The sequence below is a fragment of the Pauljensenia sp. C0170B5 genome (genome assembly GCF_056590195.1).
The window spans coordinates 593,035-606,887 of sequence record NZ_JBWPVR010000001.1 but is presented as its reverse complement, the minus strand read 5'-3'; the positions used below and the strand labels follow the sequence as shown (position 1 = coordinate 606,887).

Genomic DNA, 13,853 nt, shown 5'->3' with positions numbered 1-13,853 from the left:
TATCTGTTTCAGTCTTTCTTCGAAAAACGAGGGAGGCCTCCACTGTCTTCGTTCATACCTGAACTGTGCAGATCCAGCTCGCGGGCGCGTTCGGAGTCCTCGGGCACGCGACCAGGATGAGAGCCACATTCCACGATGTGATTGTCGCGGTCAACAAAGACCACATGAGGCTGCCAGGATTCCAGTCGTGATTCTGGAACGGACACGTACGCCATGATAATGACCAGGTCCCCCACGCCGATTTTTCGGGCTGCGGCACCGTTAAGCTGCACCACGCCCGAACCGACCGGCCCGGCGATGGTGTACGTCGTCAGCCGCTCACCGTTATTGATATCGACAATGTCCACCTGCTGACCTTCACGGATGTCGGCTGCTTCCAGCAGATCCGCATCAATCGTCACCGACCCGACATAGTGCAGGTCGGCATCGGTGACGCGCGCACGATGAATCTTGCCGCATATCATCGGGCGGTACACTTCCGCGGGCGAGCTGGCCGCGCGCGGGCCCATCGCTGGTGCGCTCTGGTCAGTCATTGGCATCCCCCGAGGCGCCCTTTGGGCGGTCAATGATCGTATTGTCGATCAGGCGGGTCGACCCCACGCGCGCTGCCAGCAGCACATATGCACGGTCGGGCCACTGATCGGTGGTGGGCACCGTTACTCCTGACTGGTCAGAGTCTGCGAGCGCCACGATCTGAAATGTCGCTTCGTCTGTCAGCGCCACATAGTCACGCTCCACGCCTTCGGCTTCGTCGAGCACCTGCGCTGCAGCTTCCACGACTGCGCTGGGCGAGTCACCCTCGTTGGCACGTTGATGAGCGGTGCGCAGGGCGCGCGACAATGTCAACGCGCGTTCACGTTCCTCATCCGAGAGGTACTGGTTGCGGCTGGACAGTGCCAGGCCGTCTGTATCGCGCGCAATCGGCACGCCTTCGATGCGCACCGGCACGTCGAGTTCGTCCATCAGGTTGCGTACCATCGCGAGCTGTTGCGCGTCCTTTTGGCCAAACAGCGCAACATCGGGGCGGACGCGCTGGATGACCTTGGTGACGACAAGCGCCACGCCAGCCAGGTGCGTGGGCCGGGTCTTGCCTTCCAGAACGCGCGCGATTGGCCCCGGATCAATGGTCACGGCGGGTTCGTGCGGATACACGTCATCGGGCGTCGGGGCGTACACCACGTCCACATCAAGGTCACTGAGCTTGGCGAGGTCGGCGTCAAATGTGCGCGGGTAGGCGTCAAAGTCTTCACCGGGTGCAAACTGCGTCGGATTAACAAAAATCGACACGATCACGTGATCTGCCAGTTCCTTGCCGCGCCGAACGAGCGACAGGTGTCCTTCGTGCAGGGCGCCCATCGTCATGACCAGTGCGCGCGTGCCCGTCATGTGTGCCAGCGCATCATGTAGTTCGGCGCGAGTATGTGCAACGATCGGGGTCATCGTTTCAGCCTCCTTCAGACCCTTCTATTGTTCCCCCGTTTGAGCCTGCTTCCCACCACAATTGGTGCGCAACTGGTCACGATTGACGAGGCTGGCGCACGCGCCGCTGATCGCACGCGACATTGAAGGTGCTGGGGCGAAGCGGTTATGACTCCATCAGGGCGGTGCGCAGCTCGTCGGCTGCGCGTTGGGACAGGCGGCCACTGCGCGTGAGCATCGTGATCGTTGCCTGCGCCATATCTGCGTAGTTGTCGGCAGAATCGGTCAGCCGCGCGCCTGCCTGCTCGTTGTCCTCGGCGGCCAGGCGCGCAGCTTTGTGGAGTGCGGTGATGTGTGCGCCGACAGTTCCTGAATCGGCGCGCACGATCGGGCCGGTCAACCCCTGTTCTCCTTCGGTCAGCGCGCGATCCAGCGCAGCTTCGACCAGGGGTCGCAGGTACGTGCCGGACTGTTCGACTCCGGCAGCTTCCAGCATGCGTCGAGCGTGCACGATCAGTGTGACGAGGTGGTTGGCACCATGCGCAAGTGCCGCGTGATATAAGGTGCGGTCGTTTTCCTGTACGATCACGGGTTCTCCACCCAACTCCACCACCAGTGCCTGCGCAATCGGCACCAGCGCAGCAGGCGCGGTCACGGCGAATGGTGTGCCCACCAGGCGGGACACATCGATGGACGTGCCGGTGAACGTCATTGCCGGATGCAGTGCGATCGGCAGTGCGCCTGCCTGTTGGGCTTTGTTCAAGATGGCGACGCCGTGCGTTCCGCACGTGTGCGCGACGATCTGGCCAGGACGGAACGCTCCCAGATCTGCCAGTCCGCTCACCAATGATTCGATCGCATCGTCAGGGATGGCGATGAGGACCAGGTCGGCGGCGGAGATGACGTCAGGAATATCCATGATCGGCACTCCCGGCAGCATGACCTCTGCACGTTCGCGCGCCTGGGGTGACGACGCATTCACCGCGACGATATCGTGACCGGCTGCACGCAGCGCGGATCCCAGGGGAGGACCGACATGCCCCATCCCAATGATTCCGATATGGAGCTGGTCAGGGCGCGGACGACGCGACGGTTCGCCCGCATGCTCATGCGCGCTGCGCCTCGGGCACTCATGCGCGTCGTGCAAGGGATTCACAAGTGTTTACCCTACCGCTCGTCAGAGCCCGCTGCGGGCGGGGCGTCAGTGTCAGCTCCAGCTGCGGGCGAAACATCCTCAGGTGAATCCTCGTAAGCATTGGCACTGTGTTCAATCTGCTCGGCAACCTTCGGATCGGACACTGACTGGGCCACGCGACGCATCCAGCGTTCAGGCGGCTCATGGTCACGGCGAAGTCGCCCTCGTTCCATCAGGGTTGCAACCATCGTGGTGGCGAATTCCAGGTCAAGATGGGGAGCAGCAATCGGTGCCTGACCGTTGACCAGTTTCGGATTGACCACAGCGAGCTTGCGTCTGCGCAACCACGGCCCCTGGTAGATGCTCACAGACTGGAAACGCTCATAGGGCATGATCGTCAAGGTGTGAGTGACCCGCCCATCGCGCACCGCCATCACCCGTTCGGTCAAAGCCGAGCCGCGCCTGCGCCAGACAATCGGATCCATGACTTTTGAGCGCTCCGGGTTGGGCACAAAGTAGCGGCTGGAACTGCGGTTATCCCCATGCAGGCCGTCGTGGATCAGGGCGAGGGGGTCATCCACACCCAGGTCCTGGATCACCATCCACACAGCCAGTTCAGCTTCTTCGCGCGTGCCGACCGGGAGCAGCACGTAGGAGGCGTCAGCCATTTCCGATCCGTTGGAAGAATTGCCTGCGTAGCCGGCCATCGAGACGGTGACGCGGTACCAGTCCTTGGTGCGCCACAGGAAGGGTTGCGTGATGCGCACGGAGTGGACGCGTCGCGGCGGAATGGTTTGGGAACGCGTCGAAGTCAGGCCCTTGCGAATACGGATGCCCGAAGCTGAGATGCCTGCGCGGAAGTCAAACGCGCCGGCAAAACGGCTCCACACAACACTGCCGATGGGCAAAATACCGACGATGATCGGGATGAAACCTGACACGCCTGCCAGCCCCTCCGTCAGTATCAAGGCGATCATGCCGATCATGGCGGCCAGGAACACCAGGAAGGAGATGATCAGGCCAACCGACATGAACAATGAGGCAATGAGACGGCCAGATGGCACACGGAAGACTTCATTTTCCTGTGCCTCCGGAGCAGGAGCACCAGTGCCGATACTGTCACTTGCGGCGACCTGTTCACCGAGGTCAACGTCGGGAGCTTCCGCGGCAGCTTCACGTGCCTGACGCGCCAGTGCAGCGGATGCTGATCCGGATGTGACACCCGCAGCCAGTGCGAGGATTTCGGCGCGCAGATTGTGGAGTGTTTCAGTTTTCAGGTAACCGAACTCCAGGTTCGAATGTGACCCGCCTGCCACTTCGATGGTGACTTTGCCCAGACCGAAAATCCTGCCAAGCAGAGGCTGGACGATGTCAACCGCCTGGATTTTTTCCAGTCGGGCGTGGCGTTGTACTCGGAAGATGATGCCCGACCGGTACCAGACGGCTTCATCGGTGAGAGCGTAGGCTGTGCGCTTCCACGCACAATAGGAGTACACGCCCACCAGCACCGAAAAGAGCGCGATTGCTCCCAGAATGTAGCCCACGATATGGAGTCCCGGCGTGTGGGAGATGACGTCCGAGTCAAGCAGCTCAGAGATCACACCGGTGCCTTGGTAGGCCAGGAATGCCACCAGGGCAGCAAAGAACTGCCACGTGTTGAGGACCGGTGAAATGCGGTGGACTTTACGCCAGCCTTCCTCCGGCAGCGCATTGTCGAGGGCGCTCGCCGTGCACTTCTTTCGCTCGGACTGTGACGGCGTGCGTGAAGCGGGCAGAGTCGCCCTCGTATGCGGAGTCGATGCAGCGGACGAAGGTGACTGCGAAGGCGAGCATGACTGTGCGGGCGTCGTTCGCGTTGTCGGCTCTGCTGGTTCTGTGGGCGCAGGTGCGCCCGATGGGTCTGCGGTCTCGTTGCTCATATCGCTCACAGTCCCGTCAGTTCTTCAGAGCCACGCTTAGCCAGCATGTCGCGCAGCTGGGCTGCCTGGTCGGTCGGCAGGCCATCAATCGAGCCGGCCGTTTCGTTGGACGCTGTATTGATCTTGATGGACGCAATGCCGTAGTGACGGGCTATCGGCCCCTCGGACACATCGACATACTGGATTCGACCGTAGGGGATAATGCTGAGATTGCGGAACATGATGCCGGAGCGGATCATGAATTCGTCGTTGCTGAATGCGAATCCCAGCGCGCGTACCTGCCGCTGGATCAGCCAGATCTGCCAGATGCTGTACGCAATGATGACTCCGGTGCCGATCCACCACCAGGGAAACGACACGATAGCCAGCACTGCGAAGATCAGGGCAGGCGGAATGACAAAGATCAGAACTCCAATTGTGCGCACTCGAGCCAGCGCCGGCGACACCGGCGTAAATGTGATGCCTTCCGGACTCATTGGATCTGTCATCACGGTCTCCCTCATCATTCGTTCAATTTCATCGTCAATAGTGGCACATCGTTGGGGCGAGGAACATGCTGAACTCTCACGCGTCGTTCAGCCAACTTTCAGGATGAACCGCCACACTAAGTGTATGGCTGTTCATATCCCGACTTCATCCGACTCCGCCGAAGCGCGTCTGCTCGTCGTCGATGACGAACCGAATATCCGCGACCTTCTCGCATCATCATTACGTTTTGCTGGATTCGAAGTGATCGCTGCTGCGGATGGTGCCAGCGCTTTTCACGAGGCCACGCAATCCCACCCTGATCTCATCGTGCTGGATGTGATGCTGCCCGACATGGATGGCTTCACGGTGACGCGGCGTTTACGCGAAGCGGGTATCACGGTTCCGGTCCTGTTCCTGACTGCGCGTGACGATATGCGCGACAAAATCCAGGGGCTGACAGTGGGCGGAGACGACTATGTCACCAAACCTTTCGGCCTGGAGGAAGTCGTCGCTCGCATCCGCGCCATCCTGCGCCGTACTCACCACAGCGGCGAAGATGACGGCATGCTGCGTGTGGGGGATTTGGAACTGGACGAGGATGCTCACGAGGTTCGCCGCGCGGGCATCGATATCGAGCTATCCCCCACCGAGTTCAAGCTCTTACGCTACCTGATGATCAACGAGGGGCGCGTCGTCTCCAAGATGCAGATCCTTGATCACGTGTGGGAATACGACTGGGATGGTGAAGCAGCCATCGTTGAGTCGTATATTTCCTACCTGCGTCGCAAATTGTCAGTCGAAGGATCGTCGGGCGAGCTCATCCACACTCGCCGCGGCGTGGGCTACATGCTGAGGGAAGACAGCTGACAGTGCAACCCGTCCAATCTGCCCGGCAGATATGGGAACACCGGCCCCTGTCATCACGCATGGTGATCTTGACAGTGGCCTTGCTGGCCCTCGGCCTGACAATGGCTGGAGCAGCAATGATCGGCCTGCTTCAGCGTCACCTGACCTCACAGATCGACGCGCAACTGGTCTCGTCAGCATCACCCCTGGCCCGGCAATCCCTCACCGAATTGACGAACACCAACGCTTATGTTCCAACCCGATTTTTCATTCGCGCGGTGCACGCCGACGGGCAGACCTGGACCTATACGTCGCCTGAAACCTTAGAGTACTCGGGCACGCCGAATATTCCCGACCTGCTCGAGCCGGGCGAATTTGCCAATACTGAATCCGGGTGGACGCGGCCCGTCACCGTCTCATCGTCACTGCCCGGCTCCACGTGGCGGGCAATGGCGATTCCGCTGGGAGTGCGAGGCAGTCAGGATCCCGTTGGGGTCATGACCATTGCACTTCCACTCACTGACGTCCAGCGCACACTGTCAGACACCGCTTTCTACTTCCTGCTGACCTCCATGATTATCGTCATCGCAGGAGGGACGATCGGCCAGTACCTGGTGCGCAAGTCTCTCAAACCGCTGCGCAATATTGAGGTCGTTGCCGGTCGCATCGCTGCCGGAGACCTGAGTCAGCGCATCCCACCCGAACCGCCAACCACTGAAGTCGGATCGCTGGCATTGTCACTCAACACGATGCTCAGTCAGGTCGAACAGTCATTCCATACGCGCGCCGAGTCTGACCGTAAGATCCGTCGTTTCGTCTCTGACGCGTCACACGAGCTGCGCACTCCTCTTGCCGCCATCCGCGGGTACGGCGAGCTCTATCAGATGGGAGGCGTGCCCGGCAACCAGGTTCCAGAAGTCATCAGTCGTATTCACTCCGAGGCCACGCGCATGGGAAACCTCGTGGAGGATCTGCTGACGCTGGCACGAATTGACGAGGGGCGACCTCTTGCCCTGACTCCGGTGGACCTCGTCAAAATTGCTGACAATGCTGCCTCCGACCTTGAGGCGCTCGATCCTGCACGCGACATCACCGTCAGGTCACTGTCCGGGCGTAAAGCTCCGATGACGTTGACGGTCAATGTGGACCGTGACCGCATTCAGCAGGTTTTCACGAATCTGGTAGGCAACATCAACCGCTACACGTCCAGCGATACGCCAGTGGAGCTGGCTCTGGGACTCAACGACGGCATGGCGATCGTGGAATTCCGTGACCACGGTCCCGGCATTGCTGAAGACGAACAAAAACGCGTCTTTGAGCGCTTCTACCGCACTGAGGATTCACGCGCGCGCACGACGGGCGGATCTGGTCTGGGATTGGCGATCGTTGCTTCGATTATTGGGGCGCACAACGGCACCACTGAGCTGAAAACGACCCCTGGTGGTGGCTTGACGGTGCGTATTGAACTGCCCACACATTTGACTGCGGAGGACCTCACAAACGAGGCAGATCAAGGCATGTGAGGCGCTGCGCGCTGGGCGCGCGATGCTATTTCGCCCACACATCCGCCTTTTTTGGGACTCTCGGGTAGGAATATGACACCAAGTGCGGCTACCATAGCTCGGTATCATCCCTTTCAAGGAGTGTGAATCGTCATGGGTGCTGAAGCACCTCAGTGGCTGTTCAGTTCATTTGTTCAGTCAATGCAGGAGTTGGGGGCTACCGCAACGCCCGCTCAACTTGACGCCGAGGCTCGTGAACTCCTCAGCCGGTGGAATGAGCCGGGTCGAACGCTGCACAATGTGCGGCACCTGATCGATGTACTGGCGCATCTCGATGAGCTGTCGGGGTCAACACACGATCCCGATGTTCTTCGTATCGCAGCGTGGTACCACGGTTTGATCCTGAACCGCGCTGTGCAGGCGGCTTTGTGGGGTTCAAGCCCGCAGGCCGTCAGCGCCGAGTGCGCCGAATTGACTCACGAACACTTGACCGGACTGGGAATCAGCGACGACGTGGCAATGCGGGTTGCCGACCTGATTCGCATGGTCGCCATACACACCGCCCCGCGTGATGACGTGGACGCGCAGGTTCTGGTGGACGCTGACCTCGCTTCGATCGCTGCCGCGCCGCAGGAGTACAAGAAATTCCGTCAGTCGCTGCGTGAAGAATACGAACAAGTCGATGATTTGGCCTACTTGCGTGCCCGCCGGATCGTGGTGCGCCGCCTGCTGGCTCGCGATTCGGTCTTTCACTCCCCTGGCGCTGCTGAATGGGAGTCGCGTGCCCGCGAAAACCTGGAAGCTGAGCTGGCCAAGCTCGATGAAGCAATTCTTGAGAAGGATCCTTCTGATATCTCATCGGCCAGTGACAACACCTCCGGCATCGAAGTGGTGGATGGACCCACAACCGGTCAGTTTGACGATGCGCAAGTAACATCGTCGGGTGCCATCATCATTCGCCGCAAGCATTTGAAGTGGAATAACTGCTCGCAGATGCAGGATGAGGGTGACGACGATGACGTCGAGACGACATCCACCATCCCTGTGCTGGCTCCCGAGGCAGCGGATGGTTACGCGGCGCGCCCCGGTTCCGATGGGGATGACGACTCCGACAACGAAGATGCTTCCTCACTGGAAACAGCTATCGAGACGCTGGATGTGCCCAGCCGCCCCAGTTCTCAGTCCTGAAGCCGCTCGTCAGGCTCCCCCTCGACGCGCGTTCGCAGGAGGAGGCGTTCTTCCCGCGCGTTCACAGGAAAAAGCATTCTTCCTGCGCATCCACAGGAGGAGGTATTCTCTGCGCGCATCCACAGGTTCCAGGCGCAATGTTTTCGAGGGCGGCTGCCCTTCCTACGGTATGTGTGACGAGCCCACCGCGGGTTCGCGCAACCGAAAGGATGATCCCCGATGGCAACATATAACGTCGACTCAGATCTAGTTGCTGCATCTGCGGCCAATATCGGCGCCACAGCCGAACGTATTCGAACAGAAGTGGCATCCATGATGGCTGATCTTCTGGCCCTGCAGGACACATGGACGGGAGTTGCGTCAGCTAATTTCGCTGAGCTGACCGCCTCCTGGCGCGCAACTCAAACGCAGGTTGAATCGTCATTGGATTCGATCAGCACGCAGCTATCCGCTGCTGCCAACGTCTACGCTGATGCCGAGTCGCAGACCGTGTCGTTGTTCGCGTAAGTGACGATGTCGCGAACATGCGAGGAAGCCCCGCCGAGCACGTGTGCTCAACGGGACTTCCTCGCGCTTAACTGGATATGCGGTCAGCACCTTCCAGTCAATTGGTGTCTGTAGGTCAGATGCGGCTTAGTACATTCCGCCCATGTCATCGCCACCGGCAGCGGGCGCTGCTGGCGGTTCTGGCTTGTCGGCCACAACGGCCTCAGTGGTCAGGAACATTCCGGCGATGGATGCTGCGTTCTGCAGTGCGGAACGAGTCACCTTGACCGGGTCGGAGATTCCTTCAGCCATCAGGTCACCGTATTCGCCGCTGTCAGCGTTCAGGCCTTCGCCCGGCTTCATGGAGGACACGCGATCCACCACGACGCCGCCTTCGAGTCCGGCGTTCTCAGCGATCTGCTTGATAGGAGCTGCAACAGCCAGGCGCACAATGCCCACGCCTGTTGCCACGTCGCCTTCGACCTTGAGGTCGTCCAGCGCTGCGTGTGCGGCGTGGAGCAGTGCCACACCACCACCGGCCACGATGCCTTCTTCAGAGGCTGCGCGGGCGTTACGGATAGCATCTTCGATGCGGTGCTTACGCTCCTTCAGCTCAACCTCGGTTGCGGCGCCGGACTTGATAACGGCGACACCACCGGAAAGCTTGGCGAGGCGTTCTTGCAGCTTCTCGCGGTCGTAATCGGAATCGGTGTTCTCGATCTCGGTCTTGATCTGGCGGATGCGACCATCGATGGCGTCCTTTTCACCGGCGCCGTCCACAATGGTGGTCTCGTCCTTGGTGACGACAACCTTGCGGGCGCGACCCAGCAGTTCCAGATCGGCGTTCTCGAGGGAAAGGCCAACAGTCTCGGAGATGACCTGACCGCCGGTCAGGATGGCCATATCCTGCAGCATTGCCTTGCGGCGATCGCCAAAGCCGGGAGCCTTGACGGCCACTGACTTGAAGGTTCCGCGGATCTTGTTGACGACCAGTGTAGCCAGCGCTTCACCTTCGATGTCCTCAGCAACAATCAGCAGGGACTTGCCGGACTGCATGACCTTCTCAAGCAGGGGCAGCAGATCCTTGACATTGGAGATCTTGGATTCCATGAGCAGAACGTAAGGGTCCTCAAGGACTGCTTCCTGACGCTCAGTGTCGGTGACGAAGTACGCGGACAGGTAGCCCTTGTCGAAACGCATGCCTTCGGTGGTCTCCAAGGTGGTGTCGAAGGAGTTGGTCTCTTCAACAGTCACAACACCTTCGGCTCCGACCTTTTCGAAAGCTTCAGCGATGAGCTTGCCGATGGCCGGATCATTTGCCGAGATCGACGCGGTTGCAGCGATCTGGTCGGTGGTTTCGATCGGCTTGGCGTCCTTGTGCAGCTGCTCAACGATTGCTTCAACTGCCTGGTCGATGCCGCGCTTGATTCCAATCGGGTTGGCGCCGGCTGCGACGTTACGCAAACCTTCGTGTACGAGTGCCTGGGCAAGAACGGTTGCGGTCGTGGTGCCATCACCGGCGACGTCATCGGTCTTCTTGGCAACTTCCTTCACCAGTTCGGCGCCGATGCGCTCAAACGGATCTTCGAGGTCGATTTCCTTGGCGACAGACACGCCGTCTTTGGTGATCGTGGGAGCTCCCCACTTCTTGTCGAGGACAACGTTGCGGCCCTTGGGGCCAAGCGTGACCTTGACGGTGTCAGCCAGAAGATTCAGACCGCGCTCCATGCCACGGCGCGCTTCCTCATCAAAATGAATGAGCTTGGACATGCTATGTATATTCCTTCCGCATTGCGGATCGTAGGGACGGTGCCCGCGACGGACGATTCCACTGGCAACGTTCTTGTCTCGTTGCCGGTGTAACCTCACCAGCCCTAAGGTCTTTTATCACTCTGCCTTGGCGAGTGCTAATCCAATTTTGGCACTCTCGACCCGAGAGTGCAAGACGGGCATAGTCGCTCATAGCGAACAGTCATGAAGCGGGTTGTACCGGCGGATAGCCCGCCCAGCGGCCACCTTGCCCGGCAGCTGTGACCGACGGCGCTGAGCTGCGCGTTCTTTAACATTCAGTCAGTGCGGGAGGGCGCTCGTCTTCTCGCACAGGGCCAGGCGCTGTTCCTTGTCCGAACGGTTGGCCGCCCAGCTGCTCGCGATCATGTTCTTCCAGAAGGTACGACAGATCCGGTCCCACAGGGACAACGCGGGTGGGGTTGATTTCCTCGTGCACGATGTAGTAGTGCTCTTTGATCTGTTGGATGTCCACCGTGTCACCGAAACCCGGTGTTTGGAACAGGTCCTGCAGGTAGGCACGCAGTACCGGCATGTCACGGATCATCATCCGATTGGCTTTGAAGTGCCCGAAATAGACTGCATCGAAACGCACAAGGGTGGTGAACAGTCGCACGTCAGCCAGCGTGATGTGGTCACCGACCAGGTAGCGGCGGGAGGTGAGCCGATCACTAACCCAGTCCATTGCGCGCCACAGATCTCGATAGGCGTCCTCGTAGCTGGATTGGTCAGCGGCGAAACCGCACCGATAGACACCGTTGTTGATGTTCGGGTAGACCTCGTCGTTGACGGCTTCGATTTCGTCCACTAACGACTCTGGATACAGGTCCGCAGCGCCGTCACGCTGCACGCCTGACCACTGTGTGCACATGTCGATGGTCATCTGGTTAAAGTCATTGGTCACCACGGCACCACTGGGGACATCCACAATCGCAGGGACGGTGCTCCCTTTCGGATAGTCGGGCACGCGCGCAAAGTATGCGTCCTGGAGGCGCTCGATGCCAAGCACCGGATCACGGTCGTCGGGGTACATCCCACTGTAGTTCCATGACCGGGCATCGTGGGTGGGGCCTGCCAGACTCAGTGTCAGAGCGTCCTCCAGACCCATGAGTCGGCGGATGATGACAGCGCGGTGTGCCCACGGGCAAGCTCGGGCGGCCATGAGGCGGTAGCGGCCAGACTCGACCGGCCACAACATGTTCCCCACTTCACGTGCATCGCCTGATCGCGGTTGCGGAGCGGATCCTGGCGGGATCGACGACACAATCCTGTCAGCAATGTAGGCGGTGTCGCGTACGTACGCGCCTTCGGTTGCGGCGTTGTGAGCTTTCTGAGCGTCGTCAGCCATATTTCCGCCTCTTCTTGAGGGGTTCCTCTTATCTGAGCAGGACGACCACGTCGTAGTCACCGACATCATCGAAGTTCTCGCGAACCTCGTCAATTCCCAGGACTCGGGCGATTTCGTGGGCGGATTTTTCGATCTGCGGATCGGCGTAGTACACCACAGAAACGTCGGAGACCCAACCTTCTGCGTTCTCAGCGATAGTTCCGGGGAATCCTGCCTCGTTCAGCGCTGCGGATTTTTCGGCCGCAAGCCCCTCGATACCCGTGCCGTTGAGGACGCCGATCTTGACATGCTTGTCGATGATTTCTTCAGTTGGCTCATCTCCGGACGATTGAGTTTCTTCGCCCGATACCTGTGTGTCGGTTGAGCCAGTTCCCGAAGCTTCTGGCTTCTCATCTGCCTGCTCGCCCGATTGCACATCGCCCGAGGGGGGCGCGACCGACTGTGCGACCGACTGAGTCGAATCGGACTGTGACGGCGTGATTCCTGCATTGGTGAGGACTCGCGCGAGACCCCATCCGAGCAGCGGGATAACGATGAGAAGAATCAAGAACGGCGCGACTGAGCGCCATTTCGAGGGCTGGGCGCGGTGCATACCGACCGGCATATCTTCGCCAGCTCGATCAAATTCATCCTTCGGATACTGTGAGCTCACGCGCTTAGACTATCTGTAACTGTCACTTTTGTGCGGCCAATCGGCCGGGTGTCGCATCGGCAGCGCCGGTTACGGCTGTCTCAACATACCGCTCAGACCGCGGCTCGAAGGGCACCCTCGTCAATAAGACGGGATACGCTAGGTACGTGAGCGAAATTGAAGGCGGCACCGGCCCGCGACCATTGAGTGAGCTGCTTGATCCGGGATGGGCGCGGGCGCTGGCTCCGGTTGAAGAGCGCGTGCATGAGCTTGGACAGATGTTGCGCTCGGAGATTCAATCTGGTCACGGGTACTTTCCTGCCGGACGGGACGTGTTGCGCGCGTTCACATATCCGTTTGATGAGGTCAAGGTGCTCGTCGTCGGCCAGGATCCCTATCCGACACCCGGGCACGCCATGGGGCTGTCGTTTTCTGTTGCTCCCGGGGTTCGCCCGCCTCGCTCCTTGGAGAATATCTTCACTGAGTTGGTGGAGGATCTGGGTGTGCCTCGTCCGACCAGCGGTGATTTGACTCCCTGGTCACGCGAGGGAGTGTGCCTGCTGAACCGCGTCCTTACTGTGCGCCCTGGCGCGCCGGCTTCGCATCGTGGCCGCGGCTGGGAAGAGGTGACGGATTGCGCGATCGATGCTCTTGTTGGACGAGGGAGGCCTCTGGTCGCTGTTTTATGGGGTCGCGATGCTCAGGGACTGAAGCCGCGACTGGGTGCAACACCTGTGGTGGAGTCTGCTCATCCGTCGCCGCTTTCTGCTCGTCGCGGGTTCTTCGGTTCGCGGCCGTTTTCGCGTGTCAATGCGCTGCTGCAGTCTCAGGGTGCGGAGCCGGTCAACTGGCAGTTGCCGTAGGAATCTTAGGGCCACTCTTTCAGGCGGGACCGCTGGCCGCGGATGCAGATAGCGGCGCAGAGGCCGGCAATCTGAAAGCGGACTTTCGAGGACGGGTTGGTCGCAATTAGGCAGAACTCTGCTCTCACGGCCGTGCTGACCCCTGAAAGTTGGACAGTTATGTGTTCAGTCGTGAGTGCGAGGAGTCAGTTCATTCAAAACGGCAGGAGATACGAGCGCGTCGCTTTTACTCTTTGCTCTTGTCGTATGTTGCGTTGGCG

General features: G+C 60.0%; 13 protein-coding genes. 5 read left to right on the top strand and 8 right to left on the bottom strand.

Annotated features, from left to right (window positions below; genetic code table 11):
- Positions 1-8 precede the first annotated feature (8 nt).
- From panD to AC1EJZ_RS02715, 5 genes are all read right to left on the bottom strand, one after another.
- Complete coding sequence (gene panD / locus AC1EJZ_RS02735; RefSeq protein ID WP_480293907.1) at positions 9-533, bottom strand: aspartate 1-decarboxylase; 525 nt, start codon at positions 531-533, stop codon at positions 9-11.
- Entirely contained in the window at positions 526-1,440 is a 915-nt protein-coding gene (panC, locus tag AC1EJZ_RS02730) for a pantoate--beta-alanine ligase (protein WP_480293906.1), read from the bottom strand. Before panC ends, panD begins: the two co-directional genes overlap by 8 nt.
- A gap of 145 nt (positions 1,441-1,585) precedes the next feature.
- Entirely contained in the window at positions 1,586-2,575 is a 990-nt protein-coding gene (locus AC1EJZ_RS02725; RefSeq protein ID WP_480293905.1) for a Rossmann-like and DUF2520 domain-containing protein, read from the bottom strand.
- Positions 2,576-2,586: 11 nt separating this feature from the next.
- A complete protein-coding gene (locus AC1EJZ_RS02720; RefSeq protein ID WP_480293904.1) occupies positions 2,587-4,473 on the bottom strand; it encodes a PH domain-containing protein in 1,887 nt (628 codons plus the stop codon).
- A 5-nt stretch (positions 4,474-4,478) separates the two neighbouring features.
- On the bottom strand, positions 4,479-4,961 hold the full coding sequence (locus AC1EJZ_RS02715; RefSeq protein ID WP_070727929.1) for a PH domain-containing protein: 483 nt from the start codon (positions 4,959-4,961) through the stop codon (positions 4,479-4,481).
- A 124-nt stretch (positions 4,962-5,085) separates the two neighbouring features.
- On the opposite strand from AC1EJZ_RS02715, the gene AC1EJZ_RS02710 reads away from it, so the two are divergent.
- The 4 genes from AC1EJZ_RS02710 to AC1EJZ_RS02695 all read left to right on the top strand — a co-directional run bounded on the left by AC1EJZ_RS02710 (position 5,086) and on the right by AC1EJZ_RS02695 (position 8,984).
- Positions 5,086-5,808, top strand: coding sequence for a response regulator transcription factor (locus tag AC1EJZ_RS02710; protein WP_092648830.1), 723 nt, complete (start codon positions 5,086-5,088; stop codon positions 5,806-5,808).
- A 59-nt stretch (positions 5,809-5,867) separates the two neighbouring features.
- The gene (locus AC1EJZ_RS02705; protein WP_082628585.1) at positions 5,868-7,310 is read left to right on the top strand and encodes a sensor histidine kinase; all 1,443 of its coding nucleotides are present in this window, start codon (positions 5,868-5,870) and stop codon (positions 7,308-7,310) included.
- Positions 7,311-7,442: 132 nt separating this feature from the next.
- Entirely contained in the window at positions 7,443-8,477 is a 1,035-nt protein-coding gene (locus AC1EJZ_RS02700) for an HD domain-containing protein (protein ID WP_058237259.1), read from the top strand.
- Between the two features lie 219 nt (positions 8,478-8,696).
- On the top strand, positions 8,697-8,984 hold the full coding sequence (locus AC1EJZ_RS02695) for a WXG100 family type VII secretion target (protein ID WP_058237260.1): 288 nt from the start codon (positions 8,697-8,699) through the stop codon (positions 8,982-8,984).
- A 126-nt stretch (positions 8,985-9,110) separates the two neighbouring features.
- Here AC1EJZ_RS02695 and groL read toward each other — a convergent pair whose 3' ends face one another.
- The 3 genes from groL to AC1EJZ_RS02680 all read right to left on the bottom strand — a co-directional run bounded on the left by groL (position 9,111) and on the right by AC1EJZ_RS02680 (position 12,751).
- Complete coding sequence (groL, locus tag AC1EJZ_RS02690) at positions 9,111-10,733, bottom strand: chaperonin GroEL (RefSeq protein ID WP_058237261.1); 1,623 nt, start codon at positions 10,731-10,733, stop codon at positions 9,111-9,113.
- Positions 10,734-11,022: 289 nt separating this feature from the next.
- Positions 11,023-12,099 (bottom strand): glutathione S-transferase C-terminal domain-containing protein, encoded by a 1,077-nt coding sequence (locus AC1EJZ_RS02685; protein WP_480289577.1) that lies wholly within the window; start codon positions 12,097-12,099, stop codon positions 11,023-11,025.
- 28 nt (positions 12,100-12,127) lie between these two features.
- Positions 12,128-12,751: a LytR C-terminal domain-containing protein gene (locus AC1EJZ_RS02680; protein ID WP_082628586.1), complete on the bottom strand. Its 624-nt coding sequence runs from the start codon at positions 12,749-12,751 to the stop codon at positions 12,128-12,130.
- Positions 12,752-12,897: 146 nt separating this feature from the next.
- Between AC1EJZ_RS02680 and AC1EJZ_RS02675 the strand changes: the two genes are divergently transcribed.
- On the top strand, positions 12,898-13,593 hold the full coding sequence (locus AC1EJZ_RS02675; protein WP_227469376.1) for a uracil-DNA glycosylase: 696 nt from the start codon (positions 12,898-12,900) through the stop codon (positions 13,591-13,593).
- Positions 13,594-13,853: the final 260 nt, after the last annotated feature.